Source organism: Tatumella sp. JGM118 (genome assembly GCF_018257515.1).
GTDB lineage: Bacteria > Pseudomonadota > Gammaproteobacteria > Enterobacterales > Enterobacteriaceae > Tatumella > Tatumella terrea.
The window spans coordinates 1-24,751 of sequence record NZ_JAERJR010000027.1; the positions used below are offsets into that span (position 1 = coordinate 1).

The 24,751-nt window shown below is 52.3% G+C and carries 19 protein-coding genes and 1 riboswitch; of the genes, 8 read left to right on the forward strand and 11 right to left on the reverse strand.

The window, feature by feature from the left end:
• The first annotated feature begins 383 nt into the window (after positions 1 to 383).
• Both purH and purD read left to right on the forward strand, forming a co-directional pair.
• Positions 384 to 1,973, forward strand: coding sequence for a bifunctional phosphoribosylaminoimidazolecarboxamide formyltransferase/IMP cyclohydrolase (gene purH / locus JK223_RS15715; protein ID WP_212715097.1), 1,590 nt, complete (start codon positions 384 to 386; stop codon positions 1,971 to 1,973).
• Positions 1,974 to 1,992: 19 nt separating this feature from the next.
• Positions 1,993 to 3,276, forward strand: a complete 1,284-nt coding sequence (gene purD / locus JK223_RS15720; protein ID WP_212715098.1) for a phosphoribosylamine--glycine ligase — start codon at positions 1,993 to 1,995, stop codon at positions 3,274 to 3,276.
• A gap of 69 nt (positions 3,277 to 3,345) precedes the next feature.
• Here the strand turns inward: purD and JK223_RS15725 are convergent, their stop codons facing one another.
• The 6 genes from JK223_RS15725 to nudC form a co-directional block, all read right to left on the reverse strand.
• Positions 3,346 to 4,008 carry a DUF1481 domain-containing protein gene (locus tag JK223_RS15725; RefSeq protein WP_371813167.1) on the reverse strand — a complete coding sequence of 221 codons (663 nt, stop codon included), beginning with the start codon at positions 4,006 to 4,008 and terminating at the stop codon, positions 3,346 to 3,348.
• Between the two features lie 179 nt (positions 4,009 to 4,187).
• Positions 4,188 to 4,460 carry a nucleoid-associated protein HU-alpha gene (gene hupA / locus JK223_RS15730; protein ID WP_007886275.1) on the reverse strand — a complete coding sequence of 91 codons (273 nt, stop codon included), beginning with the start codon at positions 4,458 to 4,460 and terminating at the stop codon, positions 4,188 to 4,190.
• 189 nt (positions 4,461 to 4,649) lie between these two features.
• Positions 4,650 to 5,240: a YjaG family protein gene (locus JK223_RS15735; RefSeq protein WP_212715100.1), complete on the reverse strand. Its 591-nt coding sequence runs from the start codon at positions 5,238 to 5,240 to the stop codon at positions 4,650 to 4,652.
• A 62-nt stretch (positions 5,241 to 5,302) separates the two neighbouring features.
• Complete coding sequence (nfi, locus tag JK223_RS15740; RefSeq protein ID WP_212715101.1) at positions 5,303 to 5,974, reverse strand: deoxyribonuclease V; 672 nt, start codon at positions 5,972 to 5,974, stop codon at positions 5,303 to 5,305.
• Positions 5,975 to 5,976: 2 nt separating this feature from the next.
• Positions 5,977 to 7,041 carry a uroporphyrinogen decarboxylase gene (gene hemE, locus JK223_RS15745; protein ID WP_212715102.1) on the reverse strand — a complete coding sequence of 355 codons (1,065 nt, stop codon included), beginning with the start codon at positions 7,039 to 7,041 and terminating at the stop codon, positions 5,977 to 5,979.
• A gap of 84 nt (positions 7,042 to 7,125) precedes the next feature.
• Positions 7,126 to 7,899 carry an NAD(+) diphosphatase gene (nudC, locus tag JK223_RS15750; protein WP_212715118.1) on the reverse strand — a complete coding sequence of 258 codons (774 nt, stop codon included), beginning with the start codon at positions 7,897 to 7,899 and terminating at the stop codon, positions 7,126 to 7,128.
• Between the two features lie 237 nt (positions 7,900 to 8,136).
• A riboswitch (TPP riboswitch) is annotated at positions 8,137 to 8,237 on the forward strand.
• Between the two features lie 87 nt (positions 8,238 to 8,324).
• Between nudC and thiC the strand changes: the two genes are divergently transcribed.
• Genes thiC through thiH form a run of 6 tightly spaced genes read left to right on the forward strand, consistent with a single transcriptional unit; the run spans position 8,325 to position 13,740 of the window.
• The gene (gene thiC / locus JK223_RS15755) at positions 8,325 to 10,250 is read left to right on the forward strand and encodes a phosphomethylpyrimidine synthase ThiC (RefSeq protein ID WP_212715103.1); all 1,926 of its coding nucleotides are present in this window, start codon (positions 8,325 to 8,327) and stop codon (positions 10,248 to 10,250) included.
• Complete coding sequence (gene thiE, locus JK223_RS15760; RefSeq protein WP_212715104.1) at positions 10,247 to 10,897, forward strand: thiamine phosphate synthase; 651 nt, start codon at positions 10,247 to 10,249, stop codon at positions 10,895 to 10,897. The genes thiC and thiE overlap by 4 nt, the downstream gene beginning before the upstream one ends.
• Entirely contained in the window at positions 10,887 to 11,642 is a 756-nt protein-coding gene (locus tag JK223_RS15765; RefSeq protein WP_212715105.1) for a HesA/MoeB/ThiF family protein, read from the forward strand. Before thiE ends, JK223_RS15765 begins: the two co-directional genes overlap by 11 nt.
• Positions 11,632 to 11,832, forward strand: a complete 201-nt coding sequence (thiS, locus tag JK223_RS15770; protein WP_212715106.1) for a sulfur carrier protein ThiS — start codon at positions 11,632 to 11,634, stop codon at positions 11,830 to 11,832. The genes JK223_RS15765 and thiS overlap by 11 nt, the downstream gene beginning before the upstream one ends.
• Positions 11,833 to 11,834: 2 nt before the next feature.
• Positions 11,835 to 12,620, forward strand: a complete 786-nt coding sequence (locus JK223_RS15775) for a thiazole synthase (protein ID WP_212715107.1) — start codon at positions 11,835 to 11,837, stop codon at positions 12,618 to 12,620.
• The gene (gene thiH / locus JK223_RS15780) at positions 12,613 to 13,740 is read left to right on the forward strand and encodes a 2-iminoacetate synthase ThiH (protein ID WP_212715108.1); all 1,128 of its coding nucleotides are present in this window, start codon (positions 12,613 to 12,615) and stop codon (positions 13,738 to 13,740) included. The genes JK223_RS15775 and thiH overlap by 8 nt, the downstream gene beginning before the upstream one ends.
• A gap of 35 nt (positions 13,741 to 13,775) precedes the next feature.
• Here thiH and JK223_RS15785 read toward each other — a convergent pair whose 3' ends face one another.
• The 5 genes from JK223_RS15785 to rplJ form a co-directional block, all read right to left on the reverse strand.
• Positions 13,776 to 14,837: a DUF1176 domain-containing protein gene (locus tag JK223_RS15785; protein WP_212715109.1), complete on the reverse strand. Its 1,062-nt coding sequence runs from the start codon at positions 14,835 to 14,837 to the stop codon at positions 13,776 to 13,778.
• Between the two features lie 79 nt (positions 14,838 to 14,916).
• Positions 14,917 to 19,137, reverse strand: coding sequence for a DNA-directed RNA polymerase subunit beta' (gene rpoC / locus JK223_RS15790; protein WP_212715110.1), 4,221 nt, complete (start codon positions 19,135 to 19,137; stop codon positions 14,917 to 14,919).
• 80 nt (positions 19,138 to 19,217) lie between these two features.
• Positions 19,218 to 23,246 carry a DNA-directed RNA polymerase subunit beta gene (gene rpoB / locus JK223_RS15795; protein ID WP_212715111.1) on the reverse strand — a complete coding sequence of 1,343 codons (4,029 nt, stop codon included), beginning with the start codon at positions 23,244 to 23,246 and terminating at the stop codon, positions 19,218 to 19,220.
• Positions 23,247 to 23,578: 332 nt separating this feature from the next.
• Positions 23,579 to 23,944: a 50S ribosomal protein L7/L12 gene (rplL, locus tag JK223_RS15800; protein ID WP_212715112.1), complete on the reverse strand. Its 366-nt coding sequence runs from the start codon at positions 23,942 to 23,944 to the stop codon at positions 23,579 to 23,581.
• Positions 23,945 to 24,007: 63 nt separating this feature from the next.
• The gene (gene rplJ, locus JK223_RS15805) at positions 24,008 to 24,505 is read right to left on the reverse strand and encodes a 50S ribosomal protein L10 (RefSeq protein ID WP_025902281.1); all 498 of its coding nucleotides are present in this window, start codon (positions 24,503 to 24,505) and stop codon (positions 24,008 to 24,010) included.
• Positions 24,506 to 24,751 lie beyond the last annotated feature (246 nt).

Consider the following 24,751-nt stretch of genomic DNA (forward strand, 5'->3'; position numbering starts at 1 on the left):
CCACTATTTCGTGATTTTTTCTCCCGGACCGAATCGCTTCAGTCCCTGTCACGCCGCTGCGCATCGCGCTTTGCCGTCTCAGTGGTTGCGCATTATAGGGAGTTCCCGAAAAGGCGCAACCACTAATTTCAACAAAAAAGACTGTTTGCTGCATTACACAGCAAATGTGCCATTTATACGCTGTTACCCACAAAGTTATCCACAAAGGGCTATAAATCCAAATTTAGCCGGGCATCACGCAAACGTTTTCGCTACAATGCCAGCGTATAATTAGCGGGTCCGGCGAGGTTTCTGAACGCAGATAACAGCGATATTTGCCTTCAGAACTTTCTCTATGACTTCTTTTCTATATATATGAAACCAATCCAGAGGATTACTTCACTATGCAACAACGTCGTCCTGTACGCCGCGCTCTTCTGAGTGTTTCTGACAAAACCGGTATTGTTGAGTTTGCCAAAGCACTGACCTCCCGGGGTGTGGAGTTGCTTTCTACCGGCGGCACTGCCCGTTTACTGGCTGACGCGGGTTTACCCGTTACCGAAGTATCCGATTACACCGGCTTTCCGGAAATGATGGATGGCCGGGTGAAAACACTGCATCCTAAAGTCCACGGAGGGATCCTGGGACGACGCGGGCAGGATGATGCCATTATGGCGGAACACCGGATCGAGCCGATCGATATGGTCGTCGTTAACCTCTACCCTTTTGCCGAAACGGTTGCCCGTGAAGGATGTTCGCTGGAAGATGCCGTCGAGAATATCGATATCGGTGGCCCGACCATGGTGCGCTCCGCGGCCAAGAACCATAAAGATGTCGCTATCGTGGTAAAAAGCCATGATTACCCTGCCCTGATCCGGGAGCTGGAAGAGAATGACAACAGTCTGACTCTGGAAACGCGTTTCGACCTGGCGATCAAAGCCTTTGAGCACACCGCGGCTTACGACAGCATGATCGCGAACTACTTCGGTCAGCGTGTGCCGGCATATTATAGTGAAGAGAAAATTCCGGCCGGTCGTTTCCCGCGTACGCTAAACCTGAATTTTGTTAAAAAGCAGGATATGCGTTACGGCGAAAACAGCCACCAGGATGCGGCTTTCTATATAGAAGAGAATATTAAAGAGGCCTCTGTCGCCACGGCTCAGCAGTTACAGGGTAAAGCACTTTCCTATAACAATATTGCGGATACCGATGCGGCACTGGAATGTGTTAAAGAATTCGCCGAACCTGCCTGTGTCATTGTTAAGCATGCTAACCCTTGTGGCGTGGCTATCGGTGAAGATATTCAGCAGGCCTATGAACGCGCTTATACGACCGACCCGACGTCCGCCTTCGGCGGAATTATCGCATTTAACCGTGAACTGGATGAAACCACTGCACAGGCGATTATCAGCCGTCAGTTTGTTGAGGTCATTATTGCTCCGTCAGCCAGTGAAGCTGCATTAAAAATCACTGCGGCTAAGCAGAATGTCCGTGTCCTGACCTGTGGTGAATGGCAGCAGCGTGAGCCAGGCCTGGATTTCAAACGCGTGAATGGCGGATTACTGGTGCAGGATCGTGATCTGGGTATGGCCGACGAGTCGCAATTACGCGTAGTCAGTCAGCGCCAGCCCACGGCGCAGGAATTACGCGATGCGCTGTTTTGCTGGAAGGTGGCAAAGTTCGTTAAGTCCAACGCCATTGTCTATGCCCGCGATAATATGACCATCGGTATCGGCGCCGGCCAGATGAGCCGCGTCTATTCAGCGAAGATTGCCGGGATCAAAGCCGGTGATGAAGGGCTGGAGGTTAAAGGGTCAGCGATGGCTTCTGATGCCTTTTTCCCGTTCCGTGACGGTATCGATGCCGCAGCGGCGGTCGGGATCACCTGTGTTATCCAGCCTGGTGGCTCAATTCGTGATGATGAAGTCATTGCCGCTGCTAATGAACACGGTATTGCAATGATCTTTACCGACATGCGTCATTTCCGCCATTAATCTTTCCGGGGTATTTATTATGAACATTTTAATTATTGGTAATGGCGGCCGTGAACACGCGCTGGCATGGAAAGCCGCACAATCACCGCTAGCGGGTAAAGTCTATGTCGCCCCGGGCAATGCCGGTACCGCGCTGGAGCCCGCTCTGCATAATGTCGATATCAGTGCCACAGATATCGAAGGTTTACTCGCTTTTGCCCGCAAAGAGAATATTGAGCTGACGATTGTCGGTCCTGAAGCCCCTCTGGTCATTGGCGTGGTCGATGCTTTCCGCGAAGCCGGTCTGAAGATTTTTGGCCCGACCCGTGGCGCTGCACAACTGGAAGGATCTAAAGCCTTTACTAAAGATTTCCTGGCACGCCATAACATTCCGACCGCTGAATATCAGAATTTCACCGAGATTGATCCTGCCCTGGCCTATCTGCGGGAAAAAGGTGCGCCTATCGTCATTAAAGCGGATGGTCTGGCCGCCGGTAAAGGCGTGATCGTGGCGATGACTCTGCAGGAGGCTGAAGACGCCGTCCGGGATATGCTGGCCGGAAATGCTTTCGGTGATGCAGGCCATCGTATCGTTATCGAAGAATTTTTACAGGGTGAAGAAGCCAGCTTTATCGTGATGGTTGATGGCGAGCATGTCCTGCCTATGGCCACCAGCCAGGATCATAAACGTGTCGGCAATGCGGATACCGGGCCGAACACCGGCGGGATGGGTGCCTATTCTCCGGCTCCGGTCGTCACTGATGAAGTCCACCAGCGGGCCATGGACGAAGTTATCTGGCCTACCGTGCGTGGAATGGCTGCTGAGGGGAATGTTTATACCGGCTTCCTGTACGCCGGGCTGATGATCGATCCTGAAGGCCGGCCGAAAGTGATCGAATTTAACTGCCGTTTCGGCGATCCTGAAACCCAGCCCATTATGATGCGACTGCAATCTGACCTGGTCGCATTGTGCCTGGCAGCCTGTGACGGGCAGCTGGATCAACAGGAATCTCAGTGGGATCCCCGCCCGGCATTAGGTGTTGTACTGGCCGCCGGCGGATACCCTGAAAAATACCGTAAAGGGGATGTCATTTCAGGTCTGGAGGCAGCCACCTCGCCTGACGGCAAAGTCTTCCACGCCGGCACCACCTTACAGGGCGAAGATGTTGTCACTCATGGCGGCCGGGTGTTATGTGTCACCGGTCTGGGGGATGATATCGCCGCGGCTCAGAAGCAGGCCTATGCACTGGCAAAAGCCATTTCGTGGGAAGGTTGCTTCTGTCGAACAGATATTGGTTACCGGGCGATTAACCGCCAGAAGTAACCCGGGGGAATACTCCACAAAAGGCAGACTCCGGTCTGCCTTTTTTATTCCTTTGCTGGCGGAAGGTTCTCAGAGATCAGAAGAGGCCGGCGCCTGGAGACAGAGATTTTCTGTGGTCGCTTTCAGCAGCTGAACCCCCTCAGGTGCCCGCAACCAGGCAATATAGATCGGCGCTCCTGCAGATTGTCTCTGCTCGCGAGAGATCATCTGTACAGAATACGCATCCAGACCTGCCGATATTGTCTGATGGTGGCAGGTCGTCACACGATTATTGCCCTCCCAGGTCCCCTGTATCAGGGTGACTCTGCCTGCCTGCAGGCCATCGCTTATTTGTAATAACCGTCGCGCATCGAACCGGTAGAGTTCGATATCATCCTGACTTACGCTTTCACGCTGACGGGCGAGTTGCCGCTGCATAAAGCTGACATTCCCCTGATTATCAAATCGTAAAGTCACATCATCGGGCGAGGTGCCACTGAGATGTCGTTTAATCATCAGTAACTGCCCATTTTGCCAATGATAGTCAGATTGTTCGGTCACTGTGCGATCGAAGGGACTATAAAGTGTGCGAATAGTAATATCCGGCGGCGTATTTTTTCGCCAGATACGGACCACACCCCGGTCAGCAAGATAACCCGAGGCGGTAAATGCCGGCATTTTTTGCGCAGACTGGCATCCGGTGAGCAGTAGCAGGGTCAGGCACAGGAGACGTCCCCGTCCGGAAGAAAACATCATATCTCCTTAATGCTGAATACAGTCAGTGAGATAAGCAGGACAGATTAGGGTAAAGAGGAAGTAATGTCAGGGCGATTGGCGGAATAAACAGTGCCCCGGCATTGATAAAATAAACAAAAGAGGCGGTCTGACCACCTCTTCTGTTAACTAAATATCAGTGCAGCTGAGATGAACGCTTATTTTACTGCGTCTTTCAGAGCTTTGCCGGAAACGAACGCAGGCACGTTAGCAGCAGCAATTTTGATCTCTTTACCCGTTTGTGGGTTACGACCGGTACGCTCTGCACGGTGGTTGACTTTAAAAGTACCGAAACCAACCAGCTGAACTGCATCACCTTCTTTCAGAGACTCAGTGATCGCAGCCAGAGTAGATTCCAGTGCTGTTTTAGCCTGGGTTTTAGACAGGTCCGCTTTTTCCGCGATCACATCAATCAGTTGAGTCTTGTTCATAAGTTATCCTTAAAGTGTATTTATCGCCTGCTAAGCAACGAGTGCGAGTGAAAAGCCTATCTTCCGACACCCTTCAGCCTGCACACACCGATAGCCACAATTTTTAGCCCCCCAAATGTAGACCAGACAGGGGGCGGATGTGAAGCCTTCAGGTGAGCTAAATCAGGTCTGAAGTCACGTTTTATCGTCTTACTGGTTAAAACTTATACCGATGTTACTGATTCCGGCTTCCCGCAGGTCAGCACGTAACCCTTTAATCAGCTCTAAATCACGTTCTTCACAATCAGCCAGCAACCTGAATATTTCCCACTGCAGGTCCCATTCATCAATCACCGCCTGATTTTCTCTCAGTTCTTCATCCGTCATCTCACGGCCAGCCTGGGTCATTTCCAGCATAGCAACGGTCGTCACAGAGGTTTCACTGACCTGGATTGCATACGCGAGGCTTTCGCCACTCAGCATGGCATGCAGGAGTTCACTCAGGGCCACACAGGCATCAATCGCCGGGTAGACACCATAAAAGTCAAACGCATCACCATCCGGGATCGCCTCTTCCAGCTTCTCCAGCTGAGAATCAAAATTCACTTTGGCATCTTTAACTACCAGCGTTTCCCAGACCAGGTCGAGAATACGGCGATAGATATGCGCATCAGCAAACTCAGTCTGCTGGCAGAAGGCCTGGTAATTCGGATACATACGCTCACACAGACAGGCCATGAAAGTCACATGCTTCCAGCTTTCCAGCTTTTCCAGGCGTAAATGGATTGGGTTACGTAACATGACGGGTACTCGTTATCAATTAGCTGCCGAAAGTGTAACGCAAAAGCGATCTTTTCACAGCGTTATTGTCTGTTCAGATAACGCCGGAAGCCCTTTCGTTGAGATGCGACGGCATCCGCCAGACGGGTAGGTTCAGGTAAACGGTAACCACGCAGACACTGGCGGGTCCAGTACAATGCCATATCATCGCTCACACGGTGTCCGGCCGAAATGAATAATGGATTACACCGGGCTTTACTGCGTAATACCCAGCCTGTCTGCTGCTGCTGATAGATTAAAGGCTGGCAGTCCCCGGAGGTGGCAGACGGCACCTGATAATCACCACATAAGCGTCGTTTAGCCACACCTATCACCGGAATATCGACGGTCACCCCAAAATGACTGGCTATGCCTAATCCACGTGGATGGGCAACGCCATGTCCATCAATAAACATTAACTCCGGGCGGTACGTGAGTTGCTGCCAGGCAGCCAGTAACGCGGGACATTCACGAAAAGAGAGGTAACCCGGAACATAAGGCAACGTCACGGGGACGCGGGCAACGCGATGCTCTGCCATCTCCAGCGACGGCCAATGCAAAATCACAATCGCCGCCCGGGCCACAGTACCGTTCTCTTCAAAACCGGTATCTCCCCCGGCAATAAACCGGGGGACAAAGTCAGGGCTCAGGCCTTCGCGTACCACCTGTGCGGCCAGCAATTGCTGTTCTGCTTTCAGTAACGCGAAGTCAGCCATGATTATTTGTGGTAAGCCGCAGAAAGACGGTGAACTGCCTCAACAAATGCACCGGCATGTTCCGGGGGAACATCCTGATGGATGCCGTGTCCCAGGTTAAAGACATGTCCGTCGCCCTGACCGAACCCTTCCAGGATGGAAGAGACTTCCTGCTCTATACGTGCAGGCGAGCCATAGAGTACGGATGGATCCATATTTCCCTGCAGAGCAACACGGTGCCCCACCCGCTCACGGGCATGACCAATATCGGTGGTCCAGTCCAGACCAATGGCATCACAGCCGGTATCGGCTATCTGTTCGAGCCACTGGCCTCCGCCCTTAGTGAACAGAGTCACAGGGACACGACGACCTTCATTCTCGTGCAATAATCCGTCGACAATTTTATGCATGTAATACAGCGAGAAGTTACGGTAGTCGCGGCCGGTTAATACTCCGCCCCAGGTATCGAAAATCATGACCGATTGTGCACCGGCGCGGATCTGGGCATTCAGATACAGGATGACGCTTTCAGCCAGCTTATCCAGCATCGCATGTAATATGGACGGGTCGCTGTACATCATTTTCTTGATTTTAGTGAAGGCCTTGCTGCTCCCCCCTTCCACCATATAGGTCGCCAGCGTCCATGGACTACCGGAGAAACCAATCAGCGGAACTTCACCTTGCAGATTTTTACGGATGGTCCGCACAGCGTTCATCACATACTGCAGTTCCTGCTCCGGATCCGGGACAGGTAATTTTTTAACATCGGCAGCGCAAGTGATGGGTGAAGAAAAACGTGGTCCTTCGCCCGTTTCGAAATACAAACCTAACCCCATCGCATCGGGGATAGTCAGAATATCGGAAAAAAGGATGGCAGCATCCAGGGGATAACGACGAAGTGGCTGCAGTGTCACTTCACAGGCCAGCTCAGCATTTTTGCACAGTGACATGAAGTCTCCGGCCTCTGCGCGTGTCGCTTTATATTCAGGTAAATAGCGCCCTGCCTGACGCATCATCCATACCGGCGTCACATCCGTAGGCTGACGCAGTAACGCGCGCAGATAACGGTCGTTTTTTAATTCACTCATAATCAGGCTCTCTCGAAGTCAGGTGCATAGTATATACACAAACTTCTCTGTGTTTTAACCAGCCCCCGGGTCTTCACAGGTCAGTTATTCATTTTCACTACGGCAAAGCGCAATAGTGTCTTCAATCAGGCGTCGGGCAATGGTGCCCGGAGGGGGGAGCAAAGGCAGCGCATCATAACGATACCAGCCGGCATCCTGCAGTTCTTTAGGGTCAATACGCAGTTCGCCACTGTCGTAATCGGCCAGGAAGGCCATCATCAGTGACTGAGGAAAAGGCCAGGGCTGTGAAGCGACATAACGCAGGTTTTTAACCCTGATATTACTCTCTTCCATCACCTCCCGGGCCACCGTCTGCTCCAGAGTTTCACCCACTTCAGTAAAGCCTGCCAGTGCGGTATAGACGCCGTTGCGGCTGCGGACATGGTTTGCTAACAGGATTTTATCCTGCCGGCGAATGGCGACAATGATGCAGGGTGCAATTTGCGGATAATACCGTTCATGACAACGGCCACACAGACAGGCAAATTCGCTGCGGCTAAGGTGCATTTCCGACCCGCAGTAACCACAATACCGGTGTGACCTGTAAAATTCTGACAACTGGACTGCACGTCCGGCCATACGGAACAAACCGCTCTCTTCACCCAGTAATTGTCTTAATGACACCATCTCCTGAGCGCGGGTTTCACGCACCAGCCATACCGGTTCCCCCTGCCACTCTCCGGTCTGCAATGCGAGGCGACCTATCAATGCAAACTCTTCTGCGCTTCCGTGCGGGAGTGTCCCTTGTGGCAGCCACAGCTTGTTTTGCTGACTAATGACCCACCACCCCCGGTCATTCCGGGTGATTTCACGTTCCATCACATCATTACCTTAATTTTTATTGATGATTCACGGCAATTTCAGAGCATGGACTCATAGTAGCACCCGCACACTGAATGTCGCTGAATTCCCGGGGGATATATTTTTTAAATTGTGCGGTATCAGGGCGTTCCGCCCTTACGTTGAGCAGGGACTTGTACTTCATGATGAAGCACTCTATGCTGACTCATGTGAATTTTCACAGCCTCCGTCATGACGTACTGACTGCGGAGGCCTGATATCTTGTCGGAGTGCCCCCCGGGGCTGAGACCGTTAATTCGGGATCCGCGGAACCTGATCAGGTTAGTACCTGCGAAGGGAACAAGAGTACAGTCCAGTCTGAAACTGCCGTCAGGGCAGGATCAATCTGTCACTCCTTCCGGACTCCGGACAAGCGTATTTCTTTTTTTACAGGAAATAGAGCTATGTCTGAACCATTGTCACGGCGTGAAAAACGCGAACAAGCAAAAAACTTCATCAATTCCCTGAGCAGTGAGTTTTTCCCGGCCTCGGAACGCCGGTGGATCACCGGGTCCCGGCCGGATATCCGGGTGCCTGTGCGTGCCATCCTGCTCAGCCCGACACAGATCGGGGGAACACCGGACAACCCGGTCATGGAAGAAAATGAGCCCATCCCTGTTTATGACACTTCCGGCCCTTTCGGCGATAACACCACGGTTCCGGATATCCATCAGGGTATCCGTAAGCTCCGCCAGGTCTGGATTGATGAACGACAGGACTCTGAGCCCCTCCCTTCCACCAGCTCCTCCTATACCCGGCAACGACTGGCAGATGAAAGCCTGGACTCATTACGTTTTCAGCATCTTCCGGAACCCCGTAAGGCGAAAAAAGGCCGTTGTGTGACGCAACTGCATTATGCGCGTCAGGGGATTATCACCCCGGAAATGGAATTTATCGCATTGCGGGAAAATATGGGAAGGGAACAGATCACCCGCCCGGAACTCCTTCAGCAGCACCCCGGCAAGCATTTTTTTGACCCTCTTCCGGCATCCATTACTCCTGAATTTGTCCGCCAGGAAGTGGCCGCCGGGCGGGCGATTATTCCGGCGAATATTAATCATCCGGAATCTGAACCGATGATTATCGGCCGGAATTTTCTGGTAAAAATTAATGCCAATATTGGTAATTCTGCCGTGACATCCTCTATCGAAGAAGAAGTCGAAAAACTGGTCTGGGCGACCCGCTGGGGCGCAGATACCCTGATGGACCTCTCTACCGGGCGAAATATTCACGAAACACGTGAATGGATCCTGCGGAACAGCCCGATCCCTGTCGGCACGGTCCCCATTTATCAGGCGCTCGAAAAAGTGAATGGTGTCGCGGAAGATTTAAACTGGTCCGTGTTCCGCGACACATTACTGGAACAGCCCGAACAGGGCGTTGATTATTTCACTATCCACGCCGGCGTATTGCTTCGCTATGTGCCGATGACCGCCAAACGGCTGACGGGGATTGTTTCCCGCGGCGGCTCCATTATGGCGAAGTGGTGTCTCTCACATCATCAGGAGAACTTCCTGTACCGGCATTTTCGTGAGATTTGTGAGATTTGTGCCAGCTACGATATTGCACTGTCACTGGGTGACGGGCTGCGCCCCGGGTCTATTCAGGATGCAAATGATGAAGCACAATTTGCGGAACTGCATACGCTGGGGGAACTGACAAAAGTTGCCCACGAATACGATGTTCAGGTGATGATTGAAGGCCCGGGACACGTGCCGATGCATATGATCCAACGCAATATGACCGAACAGCTGGAACATTGCCACGAAGCCCCGTTTTATACCCTGGGACCACTGACCACCGATATCGCTCCGGGCTATGATCACTTCACCTCCGGGATCGGCGCCGCCATGATAGGCTGGTTCGGCTGTGCCATGCTGTGTTACGTCACCCCGAAAGAACATCTCGGTCTGCCGGATAAAGAAGATGTTAAACAAGGGCTGATTGCCTACAAAATTGCCGCCCACGCCGCGGACCTGGCAAAAGGACATCCCGGCGCACAAATTCGTGATAACGCGATGTCTAAAGCACGGTTTGAGTTTCGCTGGGAAGACCAGTTCCACCTGGCGCTGGATCCCGAAACCGCCCGCAGTTATCACGATCAGACGCTGCCGCAGGAATCCGGAAAAGTCGCCCATTTCTGTTCGATGTGCGGACCAAAGTTCTGTTCCATGAAGATAAGCCAGGAAGTCCGTGACTTTGCCAGTAAAAACCCGGCCCCGGAGGTCGTGATCGATGAGGGTATGCTGGAGATGTCCCGGCGCTTCCGGGAAAAAGGCAGCGAGATTTATACCCCGGTCCTCCCTGCCCGGAGAGGAGCCAAGGCATGACTCAGCGATTTCCTCCCGTCCCCCGGTATTGTGGTTTGTATGCCATCGTCGACAGTACAGAGTGGATAGAAAACCTGCTGAATGCCGGGGTGATGACCCTGCAACTCAGAATGAAACAAGGCAGTGCTGCAGAGAAAGAACAGGCCATCATCGACAGTATCCGTCTTGCCCGCGAGTTCGGGGCCCGGTTATTTATTAATGATGAATGGCAACTGGCCATAAAACACAGGGCTTATGGCGTTCATCTCGGTCAGGAAGATCTGCAGACCGCCGGTTTATCTGCCATCCATCAGGCAGGGCTTCGTCTGGGCGTCTCCACCCATAATACAGCCGAAATTGACAGGGTATTACCGCTTCACCCTTCCTATATCGCGCTGGGGCATATTTTCCCCACCACCACGAAAGAAATGCCCTCCTCCCCTCAGGGTCTGGCCAACCTGCGTCGCCATGTCCTCAGGCTTTCCGGGATCCCTACCGTGGCGATTGGCGGGATTTCGCTGGACAGAGCCGGTGAGGTGCTGGCAACCGGCGTCGGCAGTATCGCCGTGGTCAGCGCTATTACCCGGGCCGCAGACTGGCGGGAGGCGGTACGGCAGTTACAACAGAAAGTCAGTGATGCCCGGGAGGTAACCGCAGATGCTGGATGATAAAAGTTTTATGCGCTACAGCCGGCAACTGTTACTGGAAGAGATCGGGCCGGAAGGTCAGCAGAAGCTGAGTGACGCCCGTATTCTTATTGTCGGGCTGGGGGGGCTGGGCTCACCCGCCGCGTTATATCTCGCGGCGGCGGGGGCCGGTACACTGCTGCTGGCTGATGATGATGATCTGCATATCAGCAATCTGCAACGGCAGATCCTCTACCGCTCATCAGATACCGGTAGCAATAAAGCAGAACTGGCCGCGGCGGCACTTCGCGCCTTAAACCCATCCATCACACTCCATGCGATCACTACCCGCATTCCTCTTTCTGCCGGGGAGGAACTGCCTGTCCGGCCGACACTGGTGCTTGATTGTTCGGATAACCTGTCGACCCGCCACTGGCTGAATGCCTGGTGCTTCAGCCGCAACCTTCCACTGATCACCGCCAGTGCGGTCGGTTTTCACGGACAATTACTGGTGCTGACACCCCCCTGGCAGCACGGATGTTACCAGTGTCTGTGGCCCGACTCCCGTGAACCCGAACGTAACTGCCGCAATAGCGGTATCGCAGGACCGGTTACCGGGGTGATGGGCAGCTTACAAGCCCTGGAGGCCATAAAGTGGATCTGCTCAGGACGGAATTCCCTGGCAGGTCAGCTGATACTGTTTGATGGCCTGGTATTGCAGTGGCGTAAGCTGCAGCTCGCCCCGGAGAGAAACTGCCCGATTTGTGGAGCCCGTCATGGAAATTAAAGTGAACGATAACGTCATTACTGTGGAACCTTCCTGCCCGGTGAGCCGGTTACTGAACACTCTATCGGTGACGGTACAGGGAACCGCCCTCGCCGTGAATGAGCGCATCATTCCGGCCAGTGAATGGTCTGACTACCGCTTGCAGGAAAATGATGATGTCGTGATATTTCAGGTCATCGCAGGAGGTTAATTATGTTGAAAATAGCGGATAAAACATTCAGTTCCCGGCTGCTGACCGGGACCGGTAAGTTTGCTTCACCGGAGCTAATGCTGGCCGCGCTTCGCGCCTCCGGCTCACAGCTGGCGACCCTGGCGATGAAACGGATCGATTTCGGTGACCACAGCGATGCCATCCTTGAACCCCTGCGGCGTTCGGGCGTGATGTTGCTGCCGAATACCTCCGGCGCCAAAACGGCAGGTGAAGCGGTGTTCGCCGCCCGGCTGGCCAGGGAAGCCCTGGGGACACACTGGGTCAAACTTGAAATCCATCCGGACAGCCGTTACCTGTTACCTGATCCGATAGAAACACTGAAAGCGGCTGAGCAGCTGGTCCGTGAAGGGTTTACTGTTTTACCTTATTGTGGTGCGGACCCTGTGTTATGTAAACGACTCGCAGAGGCGGGCTGTGCAGCGGTCATGCCGCTCGGCGCACCTATCGGCAGTAACCGGGGCCTGCTGAGCCGCGATTTTTTGCATATCATTATCGAGCAGGCCACCGTTCCGGTCATTATCGATGCCGGTATCGGCGTGCCTTCAGATGCCTGTGAAGCGATGGAGTATGGTGCCGATGCCGTGCTGGTGAATACCGCCATTGCGACGGCCAGCGATCCGGTTTCTGCGGCGCGGGCTTTCGCTCTGGCCATTGAGGCAGGTTATCTGTCCGGGGGACAGGCCGCCACCAGCACACAGGCGAAGGCCAGTAGCCCGCTGACCGCATTCCTGGATACCGACAACACGGAGGCAGCGGCCCATGTCTGATTTCGCCGACTACTGGCAAACGCTGGATCAGAATGCATTACGTTTGCAGATTGACAGTCAGCGCCTGGCGGATGTTGAACGGGCATTAACCTGTCATCAGCCCGGGATCCCCGGACTGATGGCCTTGCTTTCACCCGCGGCTGAACAGTATCTGGAGCCGCTGGCAGAGAAAGCTCTGCAGTTAACCCGCCAGCGTTTTGGTAATACCGTGAATTTTTTTGCGCCGCTGTATTTGTCTAACCTGTGTGCCAATGATTGTACTTACTGCGGTTTTTCAATGAGTAACCGTATCCGCCGTAAGACGCTGGATAGCCGTGAGATTGGCCTGGAGTGTGATGCGTTACGGCAGCTGGGCTTTAACCAGGTGCTGCTGGTGACAGGGGAACATCAGACTAAAGTCGGGATGGACTATTTCCGGCAGCATCTCCCGGATATCCGCCGGCGATTCAGTTCACTGACGATGGAGGTTCAGCCTTTACAGGAGCAGGAATACCGGGAGTTACGGCAGCTGGGTCTGGACGGCGTGCTGGTCTATCAGGAAACCTATCATGCGTCCTGCTATGCAACACATCATCTGCGGGGCAATAAACAGGATTTTCTGTTTCGCCTTCAGACACCGGAACGACTGGGCCGCGCCGGTATTGATAAAATAGGGCTTGGCGTACTGGCCGGCCTTTCAGGACACTGGCGTACCGATTGTCTGATGATGGGAGAACACCTTAACTGGCTGCAAAAACATTACTGGCGATCGCGGTTCTCGGTGGCATTTCCACGGTTACGTCCCTGTGCGGGAGGGATCACCCCGGCATCGCAGATGAGCGAACGTCAGTTACTTCAGACGATGTGCGCTTTCCGCCTGTTTTCACCACAAACGGATATTTCCCTCTCCACCCGGGAATCCCCTGTCTTCCGTGACCATGCCATACCGATCACGGTGACTACCGCCAGTGCCTTTTCGAAGACCACTCCCGGCGGGTATGCCAGTGACACCGATGCGCTGGAACAGTTCTCTCCGGATGATCACCGACGTCCTGAGGTCGTGGCCGCTGCTCTGCAGCGGGCCGGACTACAGCCGGTATGGAAAGACTGGGAGTATGGATTCGGCAGAGAGAGTGCCTGAACACTGCGGGCGCCATGGCGCCCGTATTCTTCACACTATTCTTTAAATCCCGGCGTCAGCCAGACAGAAGGCCAGTGTCCCGGTTCTCCTCCGTCACAGGTCGGCTGATTTTGATAGCTCATCAGTTGGAACACATGGCCATCATACCGCCAGGTACCACTTTCACCACAATCTGACACGCCATGGCCACGTGCAATATACGTCAGTAAGGCCGTTTTAGGATCATAGCTGACATCCGTAAACCAGGTGATCGTCTGGGGATCGCCCTGATCGTCTTTTAGTGGCAGCGTCAGTTCCACTTCTTTGGCTTGATCCGGGTGTGCCCGCGGGACGATAAAAACGATCCCTGAAGACTGATACGCCCCCGTGACGCAGTTGATCATGACCAGCACATGTTTTTTATCCAGAGGCTTCACCTGACTACGGGTGATATCGTCGGCATCCGGAGAGCATTCTTCATCATCCAGCACGTCCTGCTGAGTCTGGAGAACTTCATTGATCAGTGCATTACCGTCACCGACCGGAAAAATAGCCGGAATTTTTGTCGCAGGGATCTCAAAAGCATAACGCAGAGGGACCTGTGCAGGGATCCCGTTACCGGTACGTATAAAAGCGGTACGATTATTCAGCCGTCCCTGAATTTCATCGGCAAAATGTAAAGAGGTATTCAATCCTTTCAGCGAACCGGTATCGTCATCTTCATCAGGTGTCAGCGCGATGCGTCCGGCAGTTCCCGCGGCCTCAGCAAACGCCTGTACGGCCTGTAAGGATGTCGTGTGATAGCCGGCATAATCATGTTTATTGTCCGCATAAACCGGTGTCAGAGAATTATTCCAGAGTTTACCATCCAGCCAGATCCCTGACGGCTTATCAATATCAAAACCCATCAGGTCCAGGGATACTGCTCCCCGGGGACCCGCTTCATGCCGGATCACTACCCGCATATTTTCATCGACATTGCGGATATCACAATCATTGAGGTTATTACATGTGACCTGCCAGTCCTGGAACATCCGTTGTACCGGCTCTGACGCACGAACCCCGGAGGTCACCACCAGCATTGAGAATAAGATGGCAGGCAGACAACATCTTTTCATGTACTGTTCCTTTTCCGATCTCTCCCGATATAAAAAAACCCTGCCGAAGCAGGGTTTATTACACGATTAAAGTACTGCCTTACTCGTCGTTACCACCGAGGCCGGCATTCAGCAGTTCAGCCAGGCTTGCAGAAGCTTCATCTGCAGTCACCTGAGGAACTACCGGAGCCTCACCCGCGTGACGGCGACGCATACGATCCTGATGGTATGCATAACCGGTACCGGCAGGGATCAGACGACCCACGATAACGTTCTCTTTCAGACCGCGCAGTTCGTCACGTTTACCGGCAACAGCGGCTTCAGTCAGGACACGGGTAGTCTCCTGGAAAGATGCTGCAGAAATAAACGATTCGGTTGCCAGAGATGCTTTAGTGATACCCAGCAGGTCACGGGCGAAAGTCGCAGGGACTTTACCGTTCGCTTCCAGTTCACGGTTAGCAATCATCACGCGTGATACTTCAGCCTGTTCACCTTCCAGGAACTCAGAGCTTCCGGAAGAAGCAATGGTCGCTTTACGCAGCATCTGACGAACGATAACTTCGATGTGTTTATCGTTAATCTTAACGCCCTGCAGACGGTAAACGTCCTGAACTTCGTTAACGATGTAACGGGTTACCGCATGAACGCCACGCAGACGCAGAATGTCGTGCGGAGATTCAGGACCATCGGAAACCACATCACCACGTTCTACGCGCTCACCTTCGAATACGTTCAGCTGACGCCATTTAGGGATCATCTCTTCGTAAGGTTCGCTACCGTCAACCGGTGTGATCACCAGGCGACGTTTGCCTTTGGTCTCTTTCCCGAAGGAAATAATACCGCTGATTTCTGCCAGAATCGCCGGCTCTTTCGGACGACGGGCTTCAAACAGGTCAGCAACGCGTGGCAGACCACCGGTAATATCTTTAGTACCGCCGGATTCCTGAGGAACACGCGCCAGGGTATCACCGGAGCTGATTTTTACACCATCTTCCAGCTGTACGATCGCATTACCTGGCAGGAAGTACTGAGCCGGCATATCGGTACCTGGTAACATAACATCATCACCATTGGCATCGACCACTTTCAGTGCCGGACGCAGATCTTTACCACCGGAGGTACGTTCAGCAGTATCCATCACCACGATAGAAGACAGACCGGTCAGCTCATCCGTCTGACGGGTGATTGTCTGGCCATCGTTCATATCCACAAAGCGTACGTAACCGTTCACTTCGGTGATTACCGGCATGGTGTGCGGATCCCAGTTAGCAACGGTTTCGCCGGCATTCGCCTGCTCGCCATCACCTTTGGCCATCACGGAACCATAAGGCACTTTATAGCTTTCTTTCGTACGACCGAATTCATCGATCATCTTCAGTTCAACGTTACGTGAAGTAATAACCAGCTTGCCTGCTGAGTTTGTTACTGACTTCGCGTTGATCAGCTTGATGGTACCTTTGTTCTTCACCTGAATGCTGGATTCAGCAGCCGCACGGGATGCCGCACCACCGATGTGGAACGTACGCATCGTCAGCTGTGTACCAGGTTCACCGATGGACTGTGCTGCGATAACACCGACAGCTTCACCTTTGTTGATGATATGTCCACGCGCCAGGTCACGACCATAACAGTGAGCACACACACCAAAGTCAGTCGCACAACCTACGACAGAACGTACTTTGACGCTGTCGACAGAGTTCTGTTCCAGAACGTCACACCAGTGCTCATCCAGCAGGGTGTTACGTGCAACCAGAATATCTGCAGAACCTGGTTTCAGTACATCTTCCGCCGTTACACGGCCCAGAACACGTTCACGCAGTGGCTCTTTAACATCACCACCTTCGATAACCGGAGTCATCATGATACCTTCGTGGGTACCACAATCATCTTCGGTAACGACCAGATCCTGTGCAACGTCAACCAGACGACGCGTCAGATAACCGGAGTTCGCTGTTTTCAGTGCGGTATCCGCCAGACCTTTACGAGCACCGTGGGTCGAGATGAAGTACTGAAGTACGTTCAGACCTTCACGGAAGTTCGCGGTGATTGGCGTTTCGATGATGGAGCCATCCGGCTTAGCCATCAGACCACGCATACCTGCCAGCTGACGGATCTGCGCAGCAGAACCACGAGCACCGGAGTCGGCCATCATATAGATGCTGTTAAAGGAAACCTGCTGCTCTTCTTCACCATGACGGTTAATCACAGTTTCAGTTTGCAGGTTTTCCATCATCGCTTTGGAGACACGTTCGTTAGCCGCAGCCCAGATATCGATGACTTTGTTGTAACGTTCACCGGCGGTCACCAGACCTGACTGGAACTGTTCCTGAATTTCAGCAACTTCCGCTTCAGCTTCGGTAATGATCTCGGCTTTTTTGGCCGGGATAACCATATCATCGATACCGACAGAGGCACCTGAACGGGCTGCATAGGCGAAACCGGTATACATGGTCTGGTCAGCAAAGATAACCGTCGGCTTCAGACCCAGGATACGGTAACAGGTATTCAGCATCTTAGAGATTGCTTTCTTACCCAGTGCCTGGTTGATGATCGAGTACGGCAGACCCTTAGGTACGATCATCCACAGAATGGCACGACCGATAGTCGTATCGACCAGGCTGGTCTGCGGAATAAATTCGCCCTGCTCGTTTTTGCTGTATTCAGTAATACGCACTTTTACACGAGCGTGGAGCTCAGCCAGACCTGCGCGGTACACACGTTCCGCTTCTTTAGGCCCGGTCAGCACCATGGCTTCACCTTTGGCGTTAACTTTGTCACGGGTCATGTAGTACAGACCCAGTACAACGTCCTGAGAAGGAACGATGATTGGCTCACCATTCGCAGGAGACAGGATGTTGTTGGTCGACATCATCAGCGCACGCGCTTCCAGCTGAGCTTCCAGAGTCAACGGTACGTGTACCGCCATCTGGTCACCATCGAAGTCGGCGTTATAGGCAGCACAGACTAACGGGTGCAGCTGAATCGCTTTACCTTCGATCAATACCGGTTCGAACGCCTGAATACCTAAACGGTGCAGTGTTGGTGCACGGTTCAGCAGGACCGGGTGTTCACGGATAACTTCATCCAGGATATCCCAGACGACAGCTTCTTCACGCTCAACCATTTTCTTAGCGGCTTTGATCGTCGTCGCCAGGCCACGCAGTTCCAGCTTGCCATAGATAAATGGTTTGAACAGCTCCAGTGCCATTTTCTTCGGCAGACCACACTGATGCAGGTGCAGGTAAGGACCTACGGTAATAACGGAACGACCAGAGTAGTCGACACGTTTACCCAGCAGGTTCTGACGGAAACGACCCTGCTTACCTTTGATCATGTCGGCCAGAGACTTCAGAGGACGCTTGTTAGAACCGGTGATCGCACGACCGCGACGACCGTTATCCAGCAGAGCATCGACCGCTTCCTGCAGCATACGTTTTTCGTTACGTACGATGATATCAGGTGCAGCCAGATCCAGAAGACGCTTCAGACGGTTGTTACGGTTGATCACACGGCGATACAGATCATTCAGATCTGACGTCGCAAAGCGTCCACCGTCCAGTGGTACCAGAGGACGCAGGTCCGGTGGCAATACTGGCAGTACTGTCAGGATCATCCATTCTGGTTTGTTACCAGACTGAACGAAAGCTTCCAGCAGCTTAATACGCTTGGTCAGCTTCTTACGCTTGGTTTCGGAATTGGTTTCGTTCAGCTCTTCACGCAGCTGCTCGCATTCCTGTTCCAGATCCATGCCTTTCAGCAGGGCCTGAACGGCTTCCGCACCCATTTTCGCGTCGAATTCATCACCAAACTCTTCTAACGCATCCAGATACTGCTCTTCAGTCAGGATCTGACGCTTTTCGAGGTTGGTCATGCCGCCTTCAATAACGACATAAGATTCGAAATAAAGCACACGTTCGATATCACGCAGTGGCATGTCTAATAACAGACCAATACGGGACGGCAGTGATTTCAGGAACCAGATGTGTGCTGTAGGAGATGCCAGCTCGATGTGACCCATACGTTCACGACGAACTTTAGTCTGGGTAACTTCTACGCCACACTTCTCACAGATAACACCACGGTGCTTCAGGCGCTTGTACTTACCGCACAGGCACTCATAGTCTTTTACCGGACCAAAAATACGCGCACAGAACAGACCATCACGTTCCGGCTTAAAGGTACGGTAGTTAATGGTTTCTGGCTTCTTAACTTCACCGAAAGACCAGGAACGGATCATGTCTGGCGAGGCCAGAGCAATCTTGATCGCATCAAACTCTTCGGTTTTAGTTTGCGCTTTTAGAAACTTAAGTAAGTCTTTCACGGATTTGCTCCCGTCGGAGTGAGACTTCTAAGGGCATCCGGACATTCCGGACACCCTGTAACCAGTACTAATACGAGTGCTTACTCGTCTTCCAGCTCGATGTTGATACCCAGCGAGCGGATCTCTTTCAACAGTACGTTGAAGGATTCCGGCATGCCTGGTTCCATCTGATGGTTTCCGTCGACGATGTTTTTATACATCTTCGTACGGCCGTTCACGTCATCAGATTTCACCGTCAGCATTTCCTGCAGGGTGTATGCCGCACCGTATGCTTCCAGTGCCCATACTTCCATCTCCCCGAAACGCTGACCACCGAACTGAGCTTTACCACCCAGCGGCTGCTGAGTCACAAGGCTGTAAGAACCGGTAGAACGCGCATGCATTTTGTCATCCACCAGGTGGTTCAGTTTCAGCATGTACATGTAACCTACGGTTACCTGACGCTCAAACTGCTCACCGGTACGACCGTCAAACAAGGTGATCTGGCCGGAGGTTGGAATACCGCCTAAGGTCAGCAGTTCCTTGATTTCACTTTCTTTAGCACCATCGAAGACCGGGGTCGCAATTGGCATCCCTTTCTTCAGGTTCTCTGCCAGACGCAATACCTGGTCATCAGAGAAAGTGTTCAGGTCAACTTTCTGGCGAACATCAGTGCCTAAGTCGTAAGCGCGCTGAATGAACTCACGCAGTCGGGCAACATCCTGTTGCTGCTTCAGCATGGCATTGATCTTATCGCCGATACCTTTTGCAGCCATACCCAGGTGGGTTTCCAGAATCTGACCGATGTTCATACGTGATGGTACGCCCAGTGGGTTCAGTACGATGTCAACAGGAGTCCCGTTTTCATCGTAAGGCATATCTTCGATCGGGTTGATCTTAGAGATAACACCTTTGTTCCCGTGACGACCTGCCATTTTATCACCCGGTTGAATCTGACGTTTAACGGCCAGATAAACCTTAACGATTTTCAGCACACCTGGTGCCAGATCATCGCCCTGGGTAATTTTGCGGCGCTTAGCTTCGAGTTTCTTCTCAAACTCACGCTTCAGTTCATCATACTGTTCAGCCAGCTGCTCTAACTGATTCTGTTTTTCTTCATCAGTCAGACCCAGTTCCAGCCAACGCTCACGTGGCAGTTTGTCCAGCTTCTCAGCTTCAACACCACCGGTCGTCAGTACGGTATAGATACGGGTAAACAGGCCGGCTTCAAGGATCTGCAGTTCTTCAGTCAGGTCTTTCTTCGCCTGCTTCAGCTGCATCTCTTCGATTTCGAGCGCACGTTTATCTTTTTCAACACCATCGCGGGTGAAGACCTGAACATCGATGACCGTACCGGAAACACCGTTTGGTACGCGCAGAGAAGAGTCTTTAACGTCAGACGCTTTCTCACCGAAGATAGCACGCAGCAGTTTTTCTTCCGGCGTCAGCTGGGTCTCGCCTTTAGGCGTGACTTTACCGACCAGGATATCGCCACCGGTCACTTCAGCACCGATATAAACGATACCGGATTCATCCAGTTTAGAGAGTGCAGCTTCACCCACGTTCGGGATATCAGCAGTGATCTCTTCCGGCCCCAGTTTGGTGTCACGGGACACACAAGCCAGTTCCTGAATGTGGATAGTGGTGAAACGGTCTTCCTGAACAACACGCTCGGAAACGAGGATGGAGTCTTCGAAGTTATAACCATTCCATGGCATGAATGCCACGCGCATGTTCTGACCCAGTGCCAGTTCACCTAAATCGGTAGACGGGCCATCTGCCAGGACATCACCACGTTCGATCGGCTCACCCAGATTGACACATGGCATCTGGTTGATACACGTGTTCTGGTTAGAACGGGTGTATTTGGTCAGGTTATAGATATCGATCCCGGCTTCACCGGCATACATCTCGTCTTCGTTAACTTTAATAACGATACGGGAGGCATCGACGTACTGAACCGTACCGCCACGCTTAGCCACTGCAGTTACACCGGAGTCGACTGCGACCGCGCGTTCCATACCGGTACCTACTAACGGCTTATCAGCACGCAGAGTAGGAACCGCCTGACGTTGCATGTTTGCACCCATCAATGCACGGTTAGCATCATCGTGTTCCAGGAATGGGATCAGTGACGCACCGACAGAAACAACCTGTTGGGTCGAAACGTCCATGTAGTCAACCTGGTCACGGCTGAACAGGCTCGATTCACCCTTGTTACGACAGGTCACCAGGTCATCCACGAAACGACCATCGTCGTCGAGGTTGGTGTTCGCCTGAGCGATAACAAAGTTGCCTTCTTCAATCGCAGACAGGTAATGGATTTCGTCAGTTACCTGGCTGTCAACCACACGACGGTATGGCGTTTCGAGGAAGCCATATTCGTTGGTCTGTGCATACACAGACAGTGAGTTGATAAGACCGATGTTCGGACCTTCAGGCGTTTCGATAGGACAAACACGACCGTAGTGAGTCGGGTGTACGTCTCGAACTTCAAAGCCTGCGCGTTCACGGGTCAGACCGCCCGGGCCCAGTGCAGAAATACGACGTTTGTGCGTAATTTCAGACAGCGGGTTGTTCTGGTCCATAAACTGAGACAGCTGGCTGGAACCAAAGAACTCTTTAACGGCTGCAGAAATCGGCTTAGCGTTGATCATGTCCTGAGGCATCAGGGTATCGAGATCACCCAGAGACAGACGCTCTTTCACCGCACGCTCAACACGTACCAGACCGACACGGAACTGGTTCTCAGCCATCTCACCGACAGAACGGATACGACGGTTACCCAGGTGGTCAATGTCATCCACTTCACCGATACCGTTACGGATACCGATCAGTTTTTTCATTACCTGGATGATATCGTCGTGGCTCAGGATACCTGCACCTTCGATTTCATCACGCAGCAATGAACGGTTGAACTTCATACGACCTACTGCGGACAGATCATAACGATCTTCCGAGAAGAACAGGTTCTCAAACAGGTTCTCTGCCGCTTCACGCGTTGGTGGCTCACCAGGACGCATCATGCGGTAGATTTCAACCAGCGCACTCAGGCGATCGTTGGTCGGATCCACACGCAGGGTTTCAGAGATATAAGGACCGTGATCCAGATCGTTTGTGAACAGCGTTTCGATGCGCTTATGACCTGCCTGGCTCAGTTTGGCCAGCAGATCCATGGACAGTTCCATGTTCGCAGCAACGATAAGCTCACCGGTGCTCTCGTCAATATAATCACGCGCAACGACTTTACCGGCAATATATTCAACCGGGACTTCGATGTGCTGGACATTATCTTTTTCCAGCTGGCGGATATGACGGGCAGTGATACGGCGACCTTTTTCGACATAAACTGTACCGTTTGACTCGATGTCAAAAGAGGCAGTTTCGCCGCGCAGACGCTCAGGAACCAGCGCCATCTGCAGTTTGTTGTCACGAATTTCATAAACCACTTTATCAAAGAACAGGTCGATGATTTGCTCAGTGGTGTAATTCAGTGCACGCAGAATAATGGTCGCTGGCAGTTTACGACGACGGTCAATACGGACAAACAGGTTGTCTTTAGGATCGAACTCGAAGTCCAGCCATGAACCACGGTAAGGGATGATACGTGCGTTATACAGTACCTTACCGGAAGAATGCGTTTTACCTTTATCGCTGTCAAAGAATACGCCCGGGCTACGGTGTAACTGAGAAACGATAACACGCTCAGTACCATTGATGACAAAGGTACCGTTATCGGTCATGAGTGGAATTTCACCCATGTACACTTCTTGTTCTTTAATGTCTTTGACGGTCCCTTCCGGCGCTTCGCGCTCGTAGATGACCAGGCGTAATTTTACGCGCAGGGGTGCAGAGAATGTCACACCACGGATCTGACACTCTTTAACATCAAAGACAGGCTCACCCAGACGGTAGCTGACATATTGCAGCTCAGAGTTACCACTGTAGCTCTGGATAGGGAAAACGGAACGGAATGCTGCTTCCAGACCGTATTGGCCTTCCGGGTCTTGCTCGATAAACTTCTGGAACGAGTCAAGCTGGATAGATAGGAGATAAGGCACATCCAGTACTTGCGGACGTTTACCAAAATCCTTACGAATACGTTTTTTCTCGGTATAGGAGTAAACCATTAGGGTTCCTCAGCTCGCTGACAAGTCGAACCACGCTGTCCGTCCTGCAGGACAGTTCATGCAACATTATTTCGTTTTCACCGTTGAGCCTGGCTCAGGTGCAATACATCTTTTTCTATCACTCTTAAATCATTTCATTGCTCTTGTAAGGCAGGGAACCCCACGGGAAAGCAGTATATTAAGGCGTCGAGAGAAAAAGACATTGGAAGAATCAAGGTGGACAAACAATGCGAAACCCCACAGAGACTCTTTTTAGCGCAAAAAGGCTGGTGACTATTATAGTCACCAGCCAGCAGTCTGCAAACTACTCAGACTGTAACCCGAAGGTTATCTTATTTGATTTCAACTTCAGCGCCAGCTTCTTTCAGAGCAGCTTCCAGAGCAGCTGCGTCATCTTTGCTGATCGCTTCTTTGATTGCAGCCGGTGCAGATTCAACCAGGTCTTTAGCTTCTTTCAGGCCCAGACCAGTTGCGCCACGTACTGCTTTGATGACTGCGACTTTGTTACCGCCAGCAGACTTCAGGATTACGTCGAATTCAGTCTGCTCTTCAGCAGCTTCAGCAGGGCCAGCAGCTACAGCGACAGCAGCAGCAGCAGAAACGCCGAATTTTTCTTCCATTGCAGAAACCAGCTCAACTACTTCCATTACGGACATAGCTGCAACAGCTTCCAGGATTTGGTCTTTAGTGATAGACATAACAATTGTTCCTAAGAATCAGAATAAGTTTATACGTAAGCAAAAACGATGTTATCAGAGAGCTTATGCAGCTTCTTTCGCATCGCGTACAGCAGCCAGAGTACGGACCAGTTTGCCGGCAGCGGCTTCTTTCATGGTCGACATCAGACGTGCCAGTGCTTCTTCGTAAGTCGGCAGCGTTGCCAGACGGTCAATTTGAGCGGCTGGGATCAGCTCACCTTCAAAGGCTGCAGCTTTAACCTCGAATTTTGCATTCGCTTTCGCGAAGTCTTTGAACAGACGAGCAGCAGCGCCCGGGTGTTCCATAGAGTATGCAATCAAGGTTGGACCAACAAACGTGTCTTTCAGGCACTCGAAAGGAGTACCTTCAACGACGCGACGCAGCAGGGTGTTACGAACAACACGCATGTATACGCCAGCTTCACGACCTGCTTTACGCAGTTCAGTCATTTTATCTACGGTGACGCCACGGGAATCCGCAACAACCGCAGACAGCGCGCCTTTGGCTACTTCGCTGACTTCAGCAACAATTGCTTGTTTGTCTTGAAGATTTAATGCCATTAGCTTTTGCTCCTGGATGTTTTAGTCCGAAGGGTTACCCCTCCGGAACTCACTTCATCTATCCACCGAAGTGGACAGACGCTAAACACGGTGAGTAGAATCCAGAAAAAGAAACAGGTTCTTCAGGCTCTCTCACCGTCTACGCAGGGAATTAAGTCTGACAGAAGCCCGGGGCAAGCCCTGAGTTCACTGCTACAAACACCTGCGGTCTTGGACGGAGGCCTGGATAAGGCCAGGCTCCAACCG

Coding starts and splice junctions, on each gene's coding strand:
- purH (WP_212715097.1), top strand. CDS start 384: ATGCAACAACGTCGTCCTGTACGCCGCGCTCTTCTGAGTGTTTCTGAC.
- purD (WP_212715098.1), top strand. CDS start 1,993: ATGAACATTTTAATTATTGGTAATGGCGGCCGTGAACACGCGCTGGCA.
- JK223_RS15725 (WP_371813167.1), bottom strand. CDS start 4,008: ATGTTTTCTTCCGGACGGGGACGTCTCCTGTGCCTGACCCTGCTACTG.
- hupA (WP_007886275.1), bottom strand. CDS start 4,460: ATGAACAAGACTCAACTGATTGATGTGATCGCGGAAAAAGCGGACCTG.
- JK223_RS15735 (WP_212715100.1), bottom strand. CDS start 5,240: ATGTTACGTAACCCAATCCATTTACGCCTGGAAAAGCTGGAAAGCTGG.
- nfi (WP_212715101.1), bottom strand. CDS start 5,974: ATGGCTGACTTCGCGTTACTGAAAGCAGAACAGCAATTGCTGGCCGCA.
- hemE (WP_212715102.1), bottom strand. CDS start 7,041: ATGAGTGAATTAAAAAACGACCGTTATCTGCGCGCGTTACTGCGTCAG.
- nudC (WP_212715118.1), bottom strand. CDS start 7,899: ATGGAACGTGAAATCACCCGGAATGACCGGGGGTGGTGGGTCATTAGT.
- thiC (WP_212715103.1), top strand. CDS start 8,325: ATGTCTGAACCATTGTCACGGCGTGAAAAACGCGAACAAGCAAAAAAC.
- thiE (WP_212715104.1), top strand. CDS start 10,247: ATGACTCAGCGATTTCCTCCCGTCCCCCGGTATTGTGGTTTGTATGCC.
- JK223_RS15765 (WP_212715105.1), top strand. CDS start 10,887: ATGCTGGATGATAAAAGTTTTATGCGCTACAGCCGGCAACTGTTACTG.
- thiS (WP_212715106.1), top strand. CDS start 11,632: ATGGAAATTAAAGTGAACGATAACGTCATTACTGTGGAACCTTCCTGC.
- JK223_RS15775 (WP_212715107.1), top strand. CDS start 11,835: ATGTTGAAAATAGCGGATAAAACATTCAGTTCCCGGCTGCTGACCGGG.
- thiH (WP_212715108.1), top strand. CDS start 12,613: ATGTCTGATTTCGCCGACTACTGGCAAACGCTGGATCAGAATGCATTA.
- JK223_RS15785 (WP_212715109.1), bottom strand. CDS start 14,837: ATGAAAAGATGTTGTCTGCCTGCCATCTTATTCTCAATGCTGGTGGTG.
- rpoB (WP_212715111.1), bottom strand. CDS start 23,246: ATGGTTTACTCCTATACCGAGAAAAAACGTATTCGTAAGGATTTTGGT.
- rplL (WP_212715112.1), bottom strand. CDS start 23,944: ATGTCTATCACTAAAGACCAAATCCTGGAAGCTGTTGCAGCTATGTCC.
- rplJ (WP_025902281.1), bottom strand. CDS start 24,505: ATGGCATTAAATCTTCAAGACAAACAAGCAATTGTTGCTGAAGTCAGC.